The organism is Amycolatopsis dendrobii (genome assembly GCF_014145675.1).
Taxonomy (GTDB): Bacteria; Actinomycetota; Actinomycetes; order Mycobacteriales; family Pseudonocardiaceae; genus Amycolatopsis; species Amycolatopsis dendrobii.
The window spans coordinates 59,983-77,248 of sequence record NZ_JACGZW010000025.1; the positions used below are offsets into that span (position 1 = coordinate 59,983).

Below are 17,266 nucleotides of genomic sequence, written 5' to 3' on the forward strand. Positions count from 1 at the left end.
ACGCGAATTCGCACCGCACAGACGAGGCCTCTCCGGGATTCCCGTCCGGACATCTCCGCCGCTGCGCCCAGGTCGGCGCGCAAATCCGTCGGCGGCCCGCCAATCGACCGAACATGAAGACCAGATGAACGGCGGAGAAAACCCGAACCGCATTCGTCTCGGAAGCGCCGTCGCACGGCAATAAAGAGCGGGAAATGTTCGAGGCCGCTCGGCGCTTGCGGTTTTCGCTGCGCCGAGCGGCCTCGTCTCCCCGGTCCCCACCGGTAGGACAAGTATGGCGGCGATTGATCTTCCCGCGCCAGTCGTCTCACTCGATCGTGGTGCACAGCACTCGGGTGCAGTGGGTACCTGTCCTGCGACCCGGTGCGACAGGACGGTGCCGGAATCCACGTCGAACCGCGGCGAAGGGAGCCAGCGTGGGTGAACAACTCAAGGACGGACTCGGACAGGCCTGGAATCTGGTGGCCACGTTCGTCCCGAAACTCGTGGGTTTTCTGATCATCCTCTTGATCGGCTGGCTGATCGCGAAAGCCGTGTCCAAAGCCGTCGGGCTTGTTCTCGGAAAGCTCGGTTTCACGCGGATGGTGGAGAAGACCGGGCTGACCGGAATGGTGAAGGGCGCGAATCTCGACGCCACCGCCGTGCTCGTGAAACTCGTCTACTACTTCATTCTGCTGATCGCGCTGCAGCTGGCGTTCGGGGTGTTCGGGCAGTCGAACCCGGTGAGCCAGCTGCTGAACGACATCATCGCGTTCCTGCCGAGGATCCTGGTCGCGGTGGTGCTGATCATCGTCGCGGCGGCGATCGCGAAGGTCGTGCGCGACGTCGTCGCGGGCGCGCTGTCGGGCCGCCCGGCCGGACGGCTGCTCAGCACGATCGCGTACTGGCTGGTGATGGCCTTCGGCATCATCGCGGCGCTGGGCCAGGTCAACATCGCGACGGCGGTGACCGGCCCGATCCTGATCGCGGTGCTGGCGACCGCGGGCGGTGTGATCGTGGTCGGCTTCGGCGGCGGCCTGATCAAGCCGGCCCAGGAACGGTGGGGCGGCTGGCTGGCGAACCTGCAGGGCCAGGTCGGCTCGGGCGCCGGCGGCTCGCGGGAGCCGGGCCAGGTGAGCGGGCAGCACGCGCAGGCAGGCCAGACCCGGACGCAGGGCTACCCGCAGTCGCAGTCGGGCAGCCTTCCGCAGCCGAGCGAGCAGACCCGCCAGATGCCCGCGGACGGCGGCCGTCCGCCGGAGCCGCCGACCCCGCCCGCCGGGTTCGGGCGCGTGGACCGCTGAGCCGGTACCAGGTGCGCCGGGGATTCCGCGGACAGCGAGCTGATCCGCGGGCCCGCACCGGCGTCGGGCCGTGCTGCTGACCGGATTCGAGCCCGGTCGGCCGCTTCGCTGACGGCCTTCACCGATCCGCGGATCGGTGGCCAGGGGCCGCGTTGCTTCGGCAGCGCGGCCCCTGCGCTCTGCCCCGTGTTCGCGGGGCTCGCTCGGGCGATGGAGGCCCGGCACCGCCTCGGTGCCGGGCCTTCGCCGTGTCCGGCCCGGCGTCCACTCAGCGGGACTGTCTTCAGTCTCACATCGGCACGGGAATGGAGGCTTCGTGCTGCATGTTGGGAGGCGTAGATCGGAAGGGGTGCCGACGTGGACTTCCTGTTGCACCACGGCGTGACTGTGTTCGGCCAGTGGATCTCGATCGCCGAGCTGGCCGGGCAGGTGTTCGCGCTCGCGGTCGTGTTCCTCGCGCAGCGGCGGACGCTGTGGACCTGGCCGGTGCAGGTCGGCGCGACCGTCCTGCTCTTCTCCGTTTACGCGTCCGCCCATCTCGGCGGTCTCGCCGGGCGGCAGGTGGCCATCCTGCTCATCTCGCTCTACGGCTGGTGGGCCTGGAACCGCCGGACCGACCCGGTGTACGGCGTCGTCGTGCGCAAGGGCCGCTGGACCGAGCGGGCCGTGATGCTCGGCGCGTTCGGGCTGGGCACGGTCGCGATGGCGCTGACGCTCCAGGCGCTCGACGCGTCGTGGGCACCGTGGCCGGACGCCGCGATTTTCGTCGGGACCCTCGTCGCGTTCGCCGCCCAAGGCGTCGGGCTCGTGGAGTTCTGGGGCGTGTGGCTGGTGGTCGACGCGATCGGCGTGCCGCTGCAGATCAGCTCCGGCCTGTACTTCTCGGCCGCGATCTACCTCGTGTTCGCTGCGCTGGTGATCCACGGCTGGGTCACCTGGAACCGGTCGGCGCGCACCGCGGTCGCCGGCGAGAAGACCGTCGCCGCGGCGCGCTGACCTCACGCGCCGAGCGCGAGCTGCCCGTCCGGGGTCAGTTCGGCCCGCGTCCACTGGCCGACCGCGCCGCCCAGCGCGGACACCGGGCGGACCAGGCCCTCCCGGACCAGGTCGTGCGCGGTCGTCTGGTCACAGCAGGGCAGGCCGTCGACCCTCAGGTCCGGTTCGCAGCTGCGGGTGAGTTCGGCTCGGCCTGCGGCGATCGCGCGCAGCATCGCCAGCGCGCGGCGGTTCAGCGTGACGGACATGGTCTTCTCCCTCGGATGATCCGAAGGCAGGAGACGTGATGTCGGTCACTGGATACCGGATTACGCCGACTGCGCCGAACTTGGCACTGAATGTCCGTGCAGAGCCCCTTGAGGCAATCTCTCAAGGTGCCCTGCACGGTTGAGGCTCAGCGGAGCGTCGCGTGGGTGGGGCGGAGGTCGTCGACCCGCCGGACCCCGAGCAGCTGCATCGTGCGGATCATCTCGGTGCGCAGGATGTCCACGCAGCGCTGCACGCCGCGTTCGCCGCCCGCCATCAGGCCGTACAGGAACGCGCGGCCGATCAGCACCGCGTTCGCGCCGCGGGCGAGCGCGGCCACGATGTCGCCGCCGGACAGGATGCCGGTGTCGACCCAGACCTCGGCGCTGTCCTGGATCTCGTCCAGCGTCGCGGGCAGCAGCTCGATCGGCGTCGGCGCGCGGTCGAGCTGACGGCCGCCGTGGTTGGAGAGCAGGACCGCGTCGGCGCCGTGTTTCACCACGTCACGGGCGTCGTCGACGTTCTGCACGCCCTTGATCACGAGTTTCCCCGGCCAGGTCTGGCGCACCCAGTCGAGGTCGTCGAAGTTCAGCGTCGGGTCGAAGAGCTTGTCCAGCAGTTCCGCGACGGTGCCGCCGAAGTGGTTGAGCGACGCGAAGTTCAGCGGCTCGGTGGTCAGCATGTTGAACCACCACGCCGGGTGCATCGCGCCGTCCACGAACGTCTTCAGCGTGATCGCGGGCGGGATGGTGAGGCCGTTGCGGACGTCGCGCAGCCGCTGGCCCGCGACCGGGGTGTCGACGGTCAGCAGGAGCGTGTCGTAGCCGCTCTCCCACGCGCGATTCATCAGATCTTCGCCCGCGCCGTGGTCGCGCCACACGTACAGCTGGAACCACTTGCGCGCGTCCGGCGCGGCCGCCGCGAGGTCCTCGATCGACGTGGTGCCCATCGTCGAAAGCGCCATCGGCATGTTGTTGCGCTGGGCCACCCTGGCCACCGCGCGCTCGCCCTCGGTCTGCATCATCCGCGTGAACCCGGTGGGCGCGAACGCGAACGGCAGCGCCGAGCGCTTGCCCAGGATCTCCCTGCTGGTGTCCACATCGGACACTCCGCGCAGCACGTTGGGCTGGAATTCCACGCGGCGGTAGGCCTGCCGGGCGCGGCGGAGGCTGTCCTCGAGTTCGGCCGCGCCGTCGGTGTAGTCGAACGCCGCCCGCGGGGTGCGTTTGCGCGCGAGCATCCGCAGATCGGCGATCGTGTGCGCGCCGGCGAGGCGCCGATCGGTCGGGTTCAGCACGATCGGCTTCGGCCGCAGGATCTCTTTGAGCTCGCTGGGCCGGGGCAGGCGACGCTGGGTCACGCTCGACCACCTTTCGTCAGGCATCCGGATACATCCGATGTCTACCTTAAAGCAGGGACCCCTCCAGGACACTGTCCCGGAGGGGTCCCTGAATCAAGCAGCGGTCACGCGTTGCCGGAGTCGGACGTCTGCGGCCCGGCGGCCGCCACGTCGTCGAGCCGGTAGCGGCGCGCCGCCTCGGCGACCTTCGCCTGGTCGAACTCGCCGCGCTTGGCGAGCGCGGACAGCGCGCCGACGGTGATCGACTCGGCGTCCACCAGGAACTTGCGCCGCGCGGCCGGGCGGGTGTCGGAGAAGCCGAACCCGTCGGTGCCGAGCGTGAGCATGTCGGTGGGCACCCACGGGCGGATCATGTCCGGCACCGCGCGCATCCAGTCCGACACCGCCACGACCGGGCCGGAAACCTCCGACAGCTTCTGCGTGACGTACGGAACCCGCGGCGTCTGGTCCGGGTGCAGCAGGTTCTCGTGGTCGATCTCGACCGCTTCGCGGCGCAGTTCGCCCCACGACGTCGCCGACCACACCGCGGCCCGCACGCCCCACTCCTCGGCCAGCATCTTCTGCGCCTTGAGCGCGTCCGGCATCGTGACGCCGGAAACCAGCACCTGGACCTCTGGGCCGTCGCCCGCGGGCGCGTCGGCGTACCGGTAGAGGCCCTTCAGGACGCCGTCGACGTCCAGGTTCTCCGGTTCGGCCGGCTGCTGGTAGGGCTCGTTGTAGATGGTGATGTAGTAGAAGATGTTCTCGCCGTTGCCGTCCGGGCCGGTCTCGCCGTACATCCGGCGGAGGCCGTCCTTGACGATGTGGGCGATCTCGAACGAGTACGCCGGGTCGTACGCCACGACGGCCGGGTTGGTCGCCGCCAGCAGCAGCGAGTGCCCGTCCGCGTGCTGCAGGCCCTCACCGGTCAGCGTGGTGCGGCCGGCGGTGGCACCGAGCACGAAGCCGCGGGCCATCTGGTCCGCCGCCGCGTACAGGCCGTCGCCGGTGCGCTGGAACCCGAACATCGAATAGAAGATGTAGATCGGGATCATCGGCTCGCCGTGTGTCGCGTACGACGTGCCGACGGCGGTGAACGACGCGGTGGAACCCGCCTCGTTGATGCCCTCGTGCAGCAGCTGGCCCTTCTCGGACTCCTTGTACGCCAGCATCAGGCTCGCGTCGACCGAGGTGTAGGTCTGGCCGTGCGGGTTGTAGATCTTGGCGGTCGGGAACATCGAGTCGAGGCCGAACGTGCGCGCCTCGTCCGGGATGATCGGGACGATCCGCTTGCCGATCTCCGAGTCCTTCGCCAGCTCGCGGATGAGCCGGACGATCGCCATCGTGGTGGCGACCTCCTGCTTGCCCGAGCCCTTGCGGACGCCCTCGTAGACCTTGTCGCCGGGCAGCACGAGCGCCTTGGCGGTCTTCGGGCGGCGCTCCGGCAGGTACCCGCCCAGCGCCTTGCGGCGGCCGCGCATGTACTCGATCTCCGGCGAATCCGGACCGGGGTGGAAGTACGGCGGCAGCTTCGGGTTCTTCTCGAGCTCCTCGTCGCTGATCGGGATCCGCTGCGCGTCCCGGAACAGCTTCAGGTCGTCGAGGGTGAGCTTCTTCATCTGGTGCGTGGCGTTGCGGCCCTCGAACGACGGGCCGAGACCGTAGCCCTTGATCGTGTGGGCCAGGATCACCGTCGGCTGGCCGTGGTGCTCCATGGCCGCCTTGTACGCCGCGTACACCTTGCGGTAGTCGTGGCCGCCGCGCTTGAGGTTCCAGACGTCGGCGTCGGACAGGTCCTTGACCAGTTCCTTCGTCCGCGGGTCGCGGCCGAAGAAGTGCTCGCGGACGAAGGCCCCGTCGTTGGCCTTGTACGTCTGGTAGTCGCCGTCCGGCGTGACGTTCATCAGGTTGACCAGCGCGCCGTCGCGGTCGGCCGAGAGCAGCGCGTCCCATTCGCGGCCCCAGATGACCTTGATCACGTTCCAGCCCGCGCCGCGGAAGTAGGACTCCAGCTCCTGGATGATCTTGCCGTTGCCGCGCACCGGGCCGTCGAGCCGCTGCAGGTTGCAGTTGATCACGAAGGTCAGGTTGTCCAGGCCCTCGCCCGCGGCCACGTGGATCAGGCCGCGCGATTCGGCCTCGTCCATCTCGCCGTCGCCGAGGAACGCCCAGACGTGCTGGTCGGAGGTGTCCTTGATGCCGCGGTCGTGCAGGTAGCGGTTGAACCGCGCCTGGTAGATCGCGTTCATCGGGCCGAGGCCCATCGACACCGTCGGGTTCTCCCAGAACTCCGGCATCAGCCGCGGGTGCGGATACGACGGCAGGCCGCCGCCCTCGCCCGCGTGGCTGTACTCCTGGCGGAACCCGTCGAGCTGCTGCTCGGTGAGGCGGCCCTCGAGGAACGCGCGGGCGTACATGCCGGGGGAGGCGTGGCCCTGGAAGAAGACCTGGTCGCCGCCGCCGGAGTGGTCCTTGCCGCGGAAGAAGTGGTTGAAACCGACCTCGTACAGCGCCGCCGAAGAGGCGTAGGTGGAGATGTGGCCGCCGACGCCGACGCCCGGCCGCTGCGCGCGGTGCACCATGATCGCCGCGTTCCAGCGGATGTAGCGGCGGTAGCGGCGCTCGATCTCCTCGTCGCCCGGGAACCACGGCTCGTTCTCGGTGGGGATCGTGTTCACGTAGTCGGTCGACGTGAGCGCCGGGACGCCGACGTTGCGCTCCCGGGCGCGCTCGAGGATGCGCAGCATCAGGTACCTGGCCCGCTGCTGGCCCCCTCGCGCCAGCGCCTCGTCGAAGGAGTCCAGCCATTCGCTGGTCTCTTCCGGGTCGATGTCGGGAAGGTGCGCCGCGAGTCCGTCACGGATGACGCGTACGCGAGCCGGGGTCTCCTTGCCGGAGGCGCCGTCGTTCTGCGGGGCCAAGGGGTCTCCTTGTAGCTGGTTGTAGCCGTTGTAGCTGGTGGGCGGGAGTGCTCGCCGACGTCCATGGTCGTCCCGGTTGGGGTTCCCGTCACCTGTACTGCCCGGTAACATCGGCCGCCCGAGTGTCGCCACTCCCCGCGCACGGTGTATCGCGCGCGCGTTTTCTCTCCTCCACCCTAAAGGAGGCTCCCGGGGAGACCTTCGCAGTGGTGGGGTACTGAGTGCCACCCGGAGTCAGGCAAGGGGGCGGCGGGCCCCTACGCTGCAGACACGACTTGCCAAAGATCCGGTGTGGACGGTTGCGCGCAGCGCCGCGTCAGTGTTCGCTGTTCGACAACCGTGTATCCGAGTGCGGCGGACCGACCGCCGCGCTCCGTCGTAGTTGGAGGAGTGGAAGCAGTGGTCGCCGCGGGAGACGCAGGCAACGCCGGCGTCGCCGAGAGCCTTGGCATCAAGCCGGACATGGTGGTCCAGGAGATCGGCTGGGACGAGGACGTCGACGACGACGTCCGCGCGGCGATCGAGGAAACCATCGGCGGTGAGCTCCTCGACGAAGACGCGCAGGAGGTCATCGACGTTGTGCTGCTGTGGTGGCGCGACAACGACGGAGACCTCGGGGACGCGCTGGTCGACGCGCGAGGTCCGCTGGACGAGAACGGCGTGATCTGGGTGCTGACCCCGAAGACCGGGCAGCCCGGGCACGTCGAGCCCAGCGACATCGCCGAGGCGGTGCCCCAGGTCGGGCTCGCCCAGACTGCCAACATCAGCGTGGGCCCCGGCTGGCTGGGCACCCGCCTGGTGTCGCCGAAGTCCTCGAAGGCCAAGCAGCGCTGAGGCCGCGATAGGGTGGGCGGCACGCTCGTGTTCGCTCTGGAGAGGAATCGCCGGTATGGCCGTCGAGGTCGGTTCGCAGGCCCCTGACTTCACGCTCAACGACTACAACAAGCAGCCGGTCACGCTGTCGCAGTTCAAGGGCGACAAGCCGGTACTGCTGGTGTTCTACCCGTTCGCCTTCAGCGGGATCTGCACCGGCGAACTGTGCCAGCTGCGCGACGAGTTCGGCGATTACGACGGCAAGGGCGTCCAGGTGCTGGGCGTCTCGGTCGACACGCCGTTCTCGCTCAAGGCGTGGGCCGAGGTCGAGGGCTACCAGTTCCCGCTGCTGTCGGACTTCTGGCCGCACGGCGAGGTGGCCCAGAAGTACGGCGTCTTCAACGACCAGGCAGGGCTCGCCGTCCGCGGCACCTTCCTGATCGACACCGAAGGCGTGGTCCGCTTCGCCGAGGTCAACGCGCCGGGCGAGGCGCGCGACCAGGCTGGGTGGAAGAAGGCGGTCGAGGAACTGACCGCCTGATCGGTTTCGTTTCGCCGGGGCGGGGTTTCCCGCTCCGGCGTGCGGGCGCATAGCTCAGCGGGAGAGCACTCGGTTTACACCCGAGCGGTCGCAGGTTCGATCCCTGCTGCGCCCACCGTTGTCCGGCCGACCCCATCCGGTGAAAGCTTCACCGGATGGGGTCGGCTTGTTTTCGCCGCACGGTCGGAACCTGGCTCCGCCTGAGCGTTTTAAACAATCCGCCGAGACTGCTCAGGAATTGCTGCCGATATCCGAAAACCGTGGACCGGGCAGTTGTAACAAGCCGTTTCGCCGTGCCGACTCTGGACGTGCTGATGTCGATTCGCGCGTCAGTGAAACCGTCACGCGATGCTGGAGGTTCTCATGCCTTACACCCCGCCGCCGGACTACGGCCACCATCGGCAGGCCGATGCCGAAGCGGCGAAGCGGGTCCAGCGGCAGCAGAAGGAGTTCGCGGACAAGCAGAAGCGCGAAGAGGCTGAACGGAAGCGCCGCCGCCAGGAGGAGCTGGCCGCCGAGAGCCGCCGTCGTGCGGGGGAGACGCGGCAGGGGCGGTGAGCCGGGCGCGTCACGGTTCGGTCTCTGTCGGCGAATTCGGGTACCAGCTATTCGGTTCATGCCGACTTGTGCGTCGCGGGTTCCGCAATTCACCGGAAATTGTCGACCAGAACGGGTTGAGAGATGCCAAGTGACGTCATTCAGGCGAGATCGTCTTTGTCCGCGGGAGAGATCGCGCGGGTTTTCCAGAACGCACTGGGCGGCAGGCGCGTCGTCTTCGGCAAGATCGACCAGGACGACGATCCGTTCGCGGACGTGCTGCGCCAGCCGGTCTTCAGCGCGGTCGCCTCGCACGACAAGAACATCGGCAGCTGGGCGGTGCAGATCTACGTCTACGACGAGGACGACAGCCGCCTGGTCGAAGTGCACGCCGTGTACCACTCGGGCTTCAGCCGGGCGATGAGCGGGACGAAGAACACCTATTCGAAGGCGGCGAGCGTCAAGAACGCCCGTGCGGTGGTCGAGGCGCTGCGCGACTCCGATCCGTCGGCGGCGCTGGTCTAGGCACAAGAGAAGGCCCCCTGGGCCGGGTTCCCCCATCAATCCCGGCCCAGGAGGCCTTCCCTTTCCTCCCCCTGCCCCGTCGGGCCTGCCCCCTCGACAGGCCCGGCCGCAGCGCACTCCGCGGGTGTACGCGAGACAAGAGGCGGCTTCGGCGGTGCTGGATACTGCGTCAAACGGGTGATCTCCAGCTACCGCGTGAGTGCGGCGACCTCCCCGGTCAACCGGTCGATTTCCTCCTCCGTGTTGTAGTAGTGCACCGACGCGCGGACCAGGTCCGGCAGGTCGCGGGCGGTGAAGTCGTACTGTGCCGACGACGGATGCGCGACGCTCGTGTTGATCTTCGCCGCGTTCAGGCGGTCCTTGATCTCGTCCGCGGGCAGTCCGTCGACGCTGAAGGTCACGAGGCCGCATTTGCGCGCGCCGGCGTCGTGCACGGTGACTCGGTCCAGCTCGGCCAGGCGGGAGCGCAGGGTCGCGGCCAGGGCGGTGACGCGTTCTTCGATCGCGGGCAGGCCCCATTCGAGCGCGTAGTCCACAGCCGCGCCGAGGCCGAGTACGGCGGCGTAATCGCGTTCCCACACCTCGAATCGCTTTGCGGTCGGATCGACGACGTACTCGGCGGGGGAGGTCCACTTGGCCGAGTGCAGGTCGAGCATCGCCGGTTCGAGGCGGTCGCGCAGGCGCGGGCGCACGTACAGAAAGCCGGTGCCGCGCGGGCCGCGCAGGTACTTCCGGCCGGTGGTGGTCAGGGCGTCGCAGCCGATGCGTTCGACGTCGAGGTCCAGCTGGCCGGCCGACTGGCACGCGTCGAGCAGGAACGGGACGCCTGCGTCGCGGGCGACGGCTCCGATTTCCTCCGCGGGGTTCACCAAGCCGCCCTGCGTGGGGACGTGGGTCACCGCGATGAGCTTGACGTCGGAGTCGATGCGGCGGCGCAGGTCGTCGACGTCGAGCTGGCCGGTTTCGTCGTTGTCCACGACCTCGACGGTCGCTCCGGTCCGCCGCGCGATCTGGAGGTAGGCGATGGCGTTGCTGGCGTATTCGGCGCTCGCGGTGAGGATCCGGTCGCCCGGTCCGAAGGGCAGCGCGTAGAAGATCGCCTGCCACGAGCGCGTCGCGTTGTCGCTGAGCGCGATGTCGTCCGGGGCGGCGTTGAGCAGCCGCGCGATCGAGGTGTAAACGCCGTCGAGGCGGTCCTTGGCCTGTTCGACCGCTTCGTAGCCGCCGAGCAGCGATTCGGTGCGCAAATAGTCGATCACGGTGTCGGTGACGCGCGCGGGAGGAAGGGCGGAGCCGGCGTTGTTGAAGTGCGTGACTCCGACGCACCCCGGCGTTTCGTACCGTGCGCGGTCGACATCGAAAGAGCTGGCCATATGAACTGAATACAGTACGAGCAAACTGTGTGCAATACTCATCACATGGTCAAGAGACTCCTGCGCGGTGAACTTATCGAGGAGATCACCGCGCGTGTCCTCGACGGACGGTTTCCCGCCGACACCCGGATCAACGAGGTGCACCTGGCGAACGAGCTGGGTGTCTCCCGGACGCCGTTGCGCGAGGCGTTGATCGGACTGGCCGACCGCGGGCTGCTCATCGCCGCGCCGGGCCGCGGGTTCCTGGTCGCGCCGTTCGACCCGCAGGAAGCACGTCGGCTCTACCCGCTGGTCGCCGAACTGGAAGCGCTCGCGTTGCGCTGGACCTCGCCGCTCGAACTCGCCTCGCTCCCGGACGCGCTCGACCGGATTTCCGACGAGATAGCCGATTCCTGCGATCTCCCCGCGGCGGACGACCGCTGGCACGCGCTGCTCACGTCCCGCTGCGACAACCCGCATCTGCTGCGCTTGATCGAGCAGACAAAACCGTTGCTCAAACGCTACGAGACGGCATACTTCGGCGGGCGGGACCGAGTGGCGGAGAGCGTGGCCGAACACCGCGAGATCGCGGCGGCCCTGCGGGCGGACGACCTGCCCGGCGCGTCCGCGCTGCTCGTCCGGAACTGGGTGAAAGCGTTGACGTACTTGAAAGGGAGCTGATCCGGTGCGGGTTTTCGCGCATCTCTCCGACATCCACCTCGACGGCAGCGAGCGCGCCGACGCACGGGCCGCCGCGGTGGCGCGGTACCTGCGAAACCTCGAAAAGCCGGTCGACGCCGTGTTCGCCACCGGCGACATCGCCGATCACGGCCTGCCCGAGGAGTACCGTCGCGCGGCCGAACTGCTGGACCTCCCGGCGCCGGTGGTGGTCTGCCCCGGCAACCACGATGTCCGCGCGCAGTTTCGTGAGGTGCTGCTCGGCGAACTCGCCAGCGACGCACCGGTGAACTCCGCGACCAAGGTGGCCGATGTGCTGCTCGTGTCGTGCGATTCGACGATCCCGGGCAAGGGCGCCGGCTACCTCGCCGACGAGACGCTCGCCTGGCTGGACGACACGCTCGCCGGTCACGACGGTCCGTCGCTGGTCGCGTTCCACCACCCGCCGCTCGACGTCGGGGTGCCGCTGGTGGACGCGATCCGCCAGACCGGCGAAGAGCGCCTCGCCGCCGTGCTGAAGCGGCATCCCGGCGTCGCGGCGCTGCTGTGCGGGCACGTCCACACCGGCGCGGCGACGGAGTTCGCGGGCGTGCCGGTGCGGATCGCGCCGGGCGTGGTGTCCGGATCACTGCTGCCGGTGGAACCCGGCTCGGGCCGCGGCTGGGACGAGGGCGGGCCGCTGGACTTCGACAGCCCGCCGTCGCTCCTGCTGCATGTGCTGCACGACGACGGCAGGCTGACGACGCATCAGCGCGCGGTCATTCAGTAATGGTCACCGAGTAAAGACCGGCAGCGTGACCCGCGACGGCCGGGTGGCGTCGTGGAACACCTCGAACCGGTTCGGCGTGCCGCGCACCGCGGACGAAACCCGTTCTCCCGTACCGTGATTGCGCGCGAACCGGGGGAACGCGCCGCCCGCGACCTGAACGCGCAACCGGTGCCCGCGGCGGAAGCGGTACGCGGTCGGGTCGAGTTCCACCTCGGCCCGCACCACGCCGTCGGCGTCGGCTTCCGGAGCACCGGGACGCAGCCGCAGGATTCCGTCGGTGACGTTGCGCGAGATGCCTCCTGGGTCGACGTCGCACAGCCGCACGTACACGTCCGCGTCGGCCAATTCGGTCCGCACGAACACGGTGGCGGACACATCGCCGATCACGTCGACGTCGTGCACCAGCGGTTCGCCGGTGAACACCAGCACGTCGTCGCGCGCCTCGACCTCGGAATTGTCGCGTTGCTTGGTCTTTCCCATCAGCAACGGCCCGCCGACGGCCGGGGTCGGATCCGCCGGGTCGTAGGTGAAGGGCGTGGGCAGCGCCTCGCCCGGCACCGTTTCGCCGAGGCCGCCGACCGGGCGCAGATGCGCGTGCGTGGGCTCGGAAGCGGGCGGCCACTGGTCGAAATCGAGCCAGGCCGACGCCTGCTGAAGGAAGATCCGCACGGGGGAGCGCTGCAACTGGGTGCGGTCGTCGGCGAGGTGCGCGCGCAGGAAGCCGAGCTGGTCCTGGATCAGCACGCGGAAGCTCGCCGGTTCGCCGTGCGACCACGGGCCGACGGTGATCCGCGGCGACCGTCCGGCGTCCTGCAGCGTGCGGAAGTCCCGCATCTGCGCGCGGATGAACAGGTCGTACCAGCCGGTGACCATGCTGACCGGCACGTCGAGCTTCGCGACTTCGGCGCTGTGGTCCGACATCTGCCAGAAGTCGTCGTCCGGGTCCGCGTGCTCGGTGACGTCCTGGAGGAACCGCACCGGCTTGCCGATCGCCGCCACGTCCGCGCCCGCGATCGGCAGATACGCCATCGCGTTGCGCGTGCGCCGCGTCTGCAGCGGGTTCGGCAGCGCGGCGAACCGCTCCTCCTGCTTCCCGATCATGGCCGACCAGGACACCATGTTGTCCGCCGCGAGCACCCCGCCCGGATAGAACGTGCTGACGAATTCCGACGCGGTGATCCCGAGGCACATGGCTTCGAGCGGCGGATCGAGGTACGGGCCGACTGCCCACTGGGTGTGGCCGAGGTAGCTCGCGCCCGCCATGGCGATCCGCCCGTCGCACCAGGGCTGGGCGCGCAGCCATTCGGCGGTGGCGATCCCGTCCTCGCGTTCGGTGTGGAACGGGCGGAACTCGCCTTCGGAGCCGAAGGTGCCGCGGGTGCTTTGCAGGACTGTCTGCAGACCGTGGCGCGCGAAGGTTTCGCCGAAGAGTTTGGCGAGGGGGCCGGTGCGGCCGTAGGGGGTGCGGATCAGGACGACTGGGCCGGTCGTCAGGCCGGACGGGGCGTAGCGGTCGGCTAGGAGGTGCGCGCCGTCGTGCATCGGGACGCGGAGGCCCTTGACCGCGGTGGGGGCCGGGTCCTCGGCGGCGGGGAGACCGAGCAGCCGGTCGACGATTCGGTTCAGCACGTAATCGAACGTACGCGAGTCGCTACTGTTCCGCTCCTGCTGAGAAGCGGCTCGCGTGGGCTGGGTGCCTCGACAGCCGGGTGCGTCGGCTGAGGTTTGCGAGTGGTGGGTCCGGTGGACGGCCGTGAGGGGAACCTGAAGAAATCAGAGTCAATGAGGGTTCCCCTCACGGACCTAGGCGGCGAGTGCGTCCGTCACCCGCAGGGCGGGGTCGCTGAATGGGGCGAGTAGTTCTGGGTCGACGTCTGCTCGCGCCAACGCCGCGGCGAGTACCGCGGGCCGCGCCCGGTCGCCGCCGTCCGCGATCTTCAGCGCCACGGCGGTTCCGTTCGGCAATGCGGCGAGCTGGACCGCCTCGAAACCGTCCTTCGCGATCAGCCCTGGCACAGCCTGCATGAGCCGGGTGACGTCGCGCCGGGTTCCTGCCACCAGGTCTGGACGCTGCCGGATTCCGTTGGCCACCAGCGATTCCGGCGAACCATCCGGCGCGGTCGCGATCCGCGACGCAGCCCTCGCCAAGCCCCGAAGGGAGAGTGCGAACAGGGGCGCGCCGCAGCCGTCCGTGGCTACGCGCGGCACGGTTTGCCCGGTCAGCTCCTCGACGGTTTCCTGGATCGCGCGCTGCAACGGATGTGCCGGATCGAGGTAGCCGCCGACGTCCCATCGCTGCTCTTGGCAGACCGCCAGCATCGCGGCGTGCTTGCCGGAGCAGTTGTGGGCGAGCCGCGACGGTTGCCGTCCGCCGGCGATCCAGGCGTCTCGCTCGACCGGGTCGTACGGCAGGTCGGCGGGGTTGCCCAGATCGGTTTCGGTGAAGCCGCGGCTTTCCAGCACGGCAGCCGCTGCTTCGAGGTGCCGCGGTTCGCCGGAGTGGCTGGCCGCGGCGATCGCGAAACCGGACGGGCCGAGGCGCAGTCCGAGACGGGCCATCGCGGCGGCCTGCAAGGGTTTCGCGGTCGAGCGCGGGTACATCGCGACGTCCGGGTCGCCTGCCTCGAACAGCGTCGAACCGTCCGGAGCGAGCACGACGACCGAACCGTGGTGGACGCCTTCGACCATGCCGTCGCGCAGAAGGTGGACCAGCGGGACGTGCCGCGGTTCGCGTTCCTGCGGGATCACGACGCTTCTGCCTTGTCGAACGCGCTCATGTCGATCCGCTTGCGCACGACGAACCAGCCCACCACCAGCGCGACGACGATCACCGGCAACGCCATCAGGGTGATCCGGCCGGTCTTGTCGAAGCCCATCAGGACGACGACGGCGGCGAGGAACGCGAGCGTCGCGATTTCGGTGTAGGGCGAGAACGGCAGCCGGAAGTGCGGCCGGGTCACCTCGCCGCGCTTGGCCTTCCGCACGAACAGCAGGTGGCTGAGCACGATGATCGCCCAGGTGCCGAGGATGCCGACGGCGGCGAAGTTCAGCACGATCTCGAACGCGTCCTTCGGCACCACGTAGTTCAGCCCGACGCCGACCACGCACACCGACGACGTCAGCAGGATCCCGCCGTAGGGCACCTGGTTGCGGTTCATCACGCCGGTGAACTTCGGCGCGGACCCGGCCAGCGACATCGAGCGCAGGATCCGCCCGGTCGAGTAGAGCCCGGAGTTGAGGCTCGACAGCGCGGCGGTCAGCACGACCAGGTTCATGATGCTGTCCGCGCCGGGCACGCCCAGTTTCGCGAGCACCGTCACGAACGGGCTCTGGTCGGCCGAGTAGGCGTCCCACGGCAGCAGCATCGCCAGCAGCACGACCGAGCCGACGTAGAACAGCGCGATCCGCCACATGATCGAGTTGATCGCCTTGGGCACGATCTTCTTCGGGTTCTCCGTTTCGCCCGCCGCGACGCCGACGAGTTCGCACGAGGCGTAGGCGAACACGACGCCCTGCACGATCAGGATCATCGGCAGGATGCCCGCGGGGAACACGCCGCCGTGGTCGGAGATCAGCTGCGGACCGGGCACGTGGCCGTCGATCGGATGCTGCGTCACCAGCAGGACGACGCCGACGATCAGGAACAGCACCAGCGCGGCGACCTTGACGATCGAGAACCAGAATTCCATCTCGCCGAACAGCTTCACCGACACGAGGTTCAGCGACAGCACGACCGCCAGCGCGATCAGCGCCAGCACCCACTGCGGGATCGGCGTGAAGAACGACCAGAAGTGCGCGTACAGCGCGATGGCGGTGATGTCCGCGATGCCGGTCGTCGACCAGTTGAGGAAGTGCATCCAGCCCGCGATGTACGCGCCCTTCTCGCCCATGAACTCGCGCGCGTAGGACACGAACGCGCCGGACGACGGCCGGTGCAGGATCAGTTCGCCGAGCGAGCGCACCACGAAGAACGCGAAGAGCCCGCACACCGCATACACGATCGCGAGCGCCGGGCCGGCCTGCGCGAGCCGTCCGCCCGCTCCGAGGAACAGACCGGTGCCGATCGCGCCGCCGATGGCGATCATGTTGATGTGCCGGGATTTCAGCGCCTTGCGGTATCCGGCGTCGCCCGCGTCGGCGGTGTCCGCCGCGGCAGTCGCGGGCAGGGTTTCTTCAGTCACGCGGTGGTACCTGTTTCTGCTTCGCCGGCGCGCGCCGGTCGGACGATCGTGGTCAGGGTCTTCTCGACGTGATCGAGATGCTCGGTCATCGCGGCCGCCGCCGCGTCTTCCTCGCCTTCGGCGATCGCCGTGACGATGCGCCGGTGCTCGACGTTCGACTGGGCGCGCCGTCCGCCGAGCTGGTTCAGGAACGCCGACTGGCGGGCCAGTGCGTCGCGGATCTCCTCGATCACCTTCGCGAACACCGGATTGCCTGATGCCCGTGCGATCGTGACGTGAAACTGCGAATCGAGCGCGACCCACGCGGCGTCGGCGGTCTCGGCGTCCATCCGGTCGACGAGATCGGCGAGGCGGGCGAGCTGGTCGGCGTCGCGGCGGCGCGCGGCGAAGGCGGCCACCGGCACCTCGACGTGCCTGCGCACTTCGACCAGGTCGCGGGCCGAGTAGTCGCCGAACGTAGGGTTCTCCGGCGGGCCGCTCGCGGTGACGAACGTGCCGCGGCCGGTGCGCGACACGGTCAGCCCGAGTGCCTGCAGCCCGCGCAGCGCCTCGCGCACGACCGAGCGGCTGACCTCGAACTCCTTGCTCAGCGCGGCCTCCGACGGCAGTTGGTCGCCGACCGCGTACTCGCCGTGCTCGATCGCCTGCCGCAGATGGCCGAGGACGGCTTCCATCGCGCTGACGCGCCGGGGGAGCGGTCCGGCTGCCCGGCTGTCAGACAGGTTCACGCGACGGATCGTCGGTTCCGGCCCGTCCGCTGTCAAGCGGTGCCATGGCCCCTTGCTCGGCGGTTGTGGGCTGGTTCACGCTCCCGGGTGACTCTGGGCGGCCGGGCTCTCGACGGCCCCGGTTTTGTCGGTGCCGGGTGCGACCGTGTCCGGGTACTCGAGGGGCGCACCGGCGATCACCACGCCGAACGCGTCCCGGCGCGTCGCGGGCGCGCTCGGCCCACGGAAGAGAGAGGATCCAGACGGAACGGCCCGACCGCGGCGGACTAGGGTGGGCAGCCCGGGCCCGCCGCGTCGACCGGAGCCGGGAAGCCGTCTGCCTAGGGGAGGTTTTCGCTGGTGTCGAACGATTCTTTC

The 17,266-nt window shown here is 69.3% G+C and carries 16 protein-coding genes and 1 tRNA gene; 9 read left to right on the forward strand and 8 right to left on the reverse strand.

The window, feature by feature from the left end; all coding sequences use genetic code 11:
• Window positions 1-416 precede the first annotated feature (416 nt).
• Both H4281_RS43430 and H4281_RS43435 read left to right on the forward strand, forming a co-directional pair.
• Complete coding sequence (locus tag H4281_RS43430; protein WP_182896680.1) at window positions 417-1,283, forward strand: mechanosensitive ion channel family protein; 867 nt, start codon at window positions 417-419, stop codon at window positions 1,281-1,283.
• Window positions 1,284-1,640: 357 nt separating this feature from the next.
• A complete protein-coding gene (locus H4281_RS43435) occupies window positions 1,641-2,279 on the forward strand; it encodes a nicotinamide mononucleotide transporter family protein (RefSeq protein WP_182896681.1) in 639 nt (212 codons plus the stop codon).
• Between the two features lie 2 nt (window positions 2,280-2,281).
• On the opposite strand, the gene H4281_RS43440 is transcribed toward H4281_RS43435, so the two are convergent.
• The 3 genes from H4281_RS43440 to aceE all read right to left on the reverse strand — a co-directional run bounded on the left by H4281_RS43440 (window position 2,282) and on the right by aceE (window position 6,785).
• Window positions 2,282-2,527, reverse strand: a complete 246-nt coding sequence (locus tag H4281_RS43440; RefSeq protein ID WP_182896682.1) for a hypothetical protein — start codon at window positions 2,525-2,527, stop codon at window positions 2,282-2,284.
• Between the two features lie 146 nt (window positions 2,528-2,673).
• Complete coding sequence (locus H4281_RS43445; RefSeq protein ID WP_182896683.1) at window positions 2,674-3,885, reverse strand: alpha-hydroxy acid oxidase; 1,212 nt, start codon at window positions 3,883-3,885, stop codon at window positions 2,674-2,676.
• Window positions 3,886-3,989: 104 nt separating this feature from the next.
• Window positions 3,990-6,785, reverse strand: a complete 2,796-nt coding sequence (gene aceE / locus H4281_RS43450) for a pyruvate dehydrogenase (acetyl-transferring), homodimeric type (RefSeq protein WP_182896684.1) — start codon at window positions 6,783-6,785, stop codon at window positions 3,990-3,992.
• Window positions 6,786-7,184: 399 nt separating this feature from the next.
• Here aceE and H4281_RS43455 point away from each other — a divergent pair, with 399 nt between their 5' ends.
• The 5 genes from H4281_RS43455 (at window position 7,185) to H4281_RS43475 (ending at window position 9,201) form a co-directional block, all read left to right on the forward strand.
• The gene (locus H4281_RS43455) at window positions 7,185-7,619 is read left to right on the forward strand and encodes a DUF3052 domain-containing protein (RefSeq protein WP_009074710.1); all 435 of its coding nucleotides are present in this window, start codon (window positions 7,185-7,187) and stop codon (window positions 7,617-7,619) included.
• A 55-nt stretch (window positions 7,620-7,674) separates the two neighbouring features.
• The gene (locus H4281_RS43460; RefSeq protein ID WP_020657595.1) at window positions 7,675-8,139 is read left to right on the forward strand and encodes a peroxiredoxin; all 465 of its coding nucleotides are present in this window, start codon (window positions 7,675-7,677) and stop codon (window positions 8,137-8,139) included.
• Between the two features lie 43 nt (window positions 8,140-8,182).
• Window positions 8,183-8,254, forward strand: a tRNA-Val gene (locus H4281_RS43465).
• Window positions 8,255-8,487: 233 nt separating this feature from the next.
• Window positions 8,488-8,697 (forward strand): hypothetical protein, encoded by a 210-nt coding sequence (locus H4281_RS43470; protein WP_182896685.1) that lies wholly within the window; start codon window positions 8,488-8,490, stop codon window positions 8,695-8,697.
• Between the two features lie 123 nt (window positions 8,698-8,820).
• Window positions 8,821-9,201 (forward strand): hypothetical protein, encoded by a 381-nt coding sequence (locus H4281_RS43475; RefSeq protein WP_182896686.1) that lies wholly within the window; start codon window positions 8,821-8,823, stop codon window positions 9,199-9,201.
• A gap of 188 nt (window positions 9,202-9,389) precedes the next feature.
• Here the strand turns inward: H4281_RS43475 and H4281_RS43480 are convergent, their stop codons facing one another.
• Entirely contained in the window at window positions 9,390-10,574 is a 1,185-nt protein-coding gene (locus H4281_RS43480) for an aminotransferase class V-fold PLP-dependent enzyme (protein WP_182896687.1), read from the reverse strand.
• A gap of 45 nt (window positions 10,575-10,619) precedes the next feature.
• Between H4281_RS43480 and H4281_RS43485 the strand changes: the two genes are divergently transcribed.
• Window positions 10,620-11,234 carry a GntR family transcriptional regulator gene (locus H4281_RS43485; protein WP_182896688.1) on the forward strand — a complete coding sequence of 205 codons (615 nt, stop codon included), beginning with the start codon at window positions 10,620-10,622 and terminating at the stop codon, window positions 11,232-11,234.
• A 4-nt stretch (window positions 11,235-11,238) separates the two neighbouring features.
• Complete coding sequence (locus H4281_RS43490) at window positions 11,239-12,000, forward strand: metallophosphoesterase (RefSeq protein WP_182896689.1); 762 nt, start codon at window positions 11,239-11,241, stop codon at window positions 11,998-12,000.
• 3 nt (window positions 12,001-12,003) lie between these two features.
• Here the strand turns inward: H4281_RS43490 and H4281_RS43495 are convergent, their stop codons facing one another.
• The 4 genes from H4281_RS43495 to H4281_RS43510 form a co-directional block, all read right to left on the reverse strand.
• Window positions 12,004-13,629 (reverse strand): CocE/NonD family hydrolase, encoded by a 1,626-nt coding sequence (locus H4281_RS43495; protein WP_182896690.1) that lies wholly within the window; start codon window positions 13,627-13,629, stop codon window positions 12,004-12,006.
• Window positions 13,630-13,803: 174 nt separating this feature from the next.
• Window positions 13,804-14,748, reverse strand: coding sequence for an asparaginase (locus H4281_RS43500; protein ID WP_182896691.1), 945 nt, complete (start codon window positions 14,746-14,748; stop codon window positions 13,804-13,806).
• Window positions 14,745-16,181: an amino acid permease gene (locus tag H4281_RS43505; protein ID WP_182896692.1), complete on the reverse strand. Its 1,437-nt coding sequence runs from the start codon at window positions 16,179-16,181 to the stop codon at window positions 14,745-14,747. Before H4281_RS43505 ends, H4281_RS43500 begins: the two co-directional genes overlap by 4 nt.
• Window positions 16,178-16,855 carry a FadR/GntR family transcriptional regulator gene (locus H4281_RS43510; protein WP_182896697.1) on the reverse strand — a complete coding sequence of 226 codons (678 nt, stop codon included), beginning with the start codon at window positions 16,853-16,855 and terminating at the stop codon, window positions 16,178-16,180. The genes H4281_RS43505 and H4281_RS43510 overlap by 4 nt, the downstream gene beginning before the upstream one ends.
• Between the last annotated feature and the right edge of the window lie 411 nt (window positions 16,856-17,266).

What these genes read in the sequence shown, in the direction of transcription:
- H4281_RS43460 (WP_020657595.1), top strand. Translation starts at nt 7,675, where the DNA reads ATGGCCGTCGAGGTCGGTTCGCAGGCCCCTGACTTCACGCTCAACGAC.
- H4281_RS43440 (WP_182896682.1), bottom strand. Translation starts at nt 2,527, where the DNA reads ATGTCCGTCACGCTGAACCGCCGCGCGCTGGCGATGCTGCGCGCGATC.
- H4281_RS43480 (WP_182896687.1), bottom strand. Translation starts at nt 10,574, where the DNA reads ATGGCCAGCTCTTTCGATGTCGACCGCGCACGGTACGAAACGCCGGGG.
- H4281_RS43475 (WP_182896686.1), top strand. Translation starts at nt 8,821, where the DNA reads ATGCCAAGTGACGTCATTCAGGCGAGATCGTCTTTGTCCGCGGGAGAG.
- H4281_RS43470 (WP_182896685.1), top strand. Translation starts at nt 8,488, where the DNA reads ATGCTGGAGGTTCTCATGCCTTACACCCCGCCGCCGGACTACGGCCAC.
- H4281_RS43485 (WP_182896688.1), top strand. Translation starts at nt 10,620, where the DNA reads ATGGTCAAGAGACTCCTGCGCGGTGAACTTATCGAGGAGATCACCGCG.
- H4281_RS43510 (WP_182896697.1), bottom strand. Translation starts at nt 16,855, where the DNA reads ATGGAAGCCGTCCTCGGCCATCTGCGGCAGGCGATCGAGCACGGCGAG.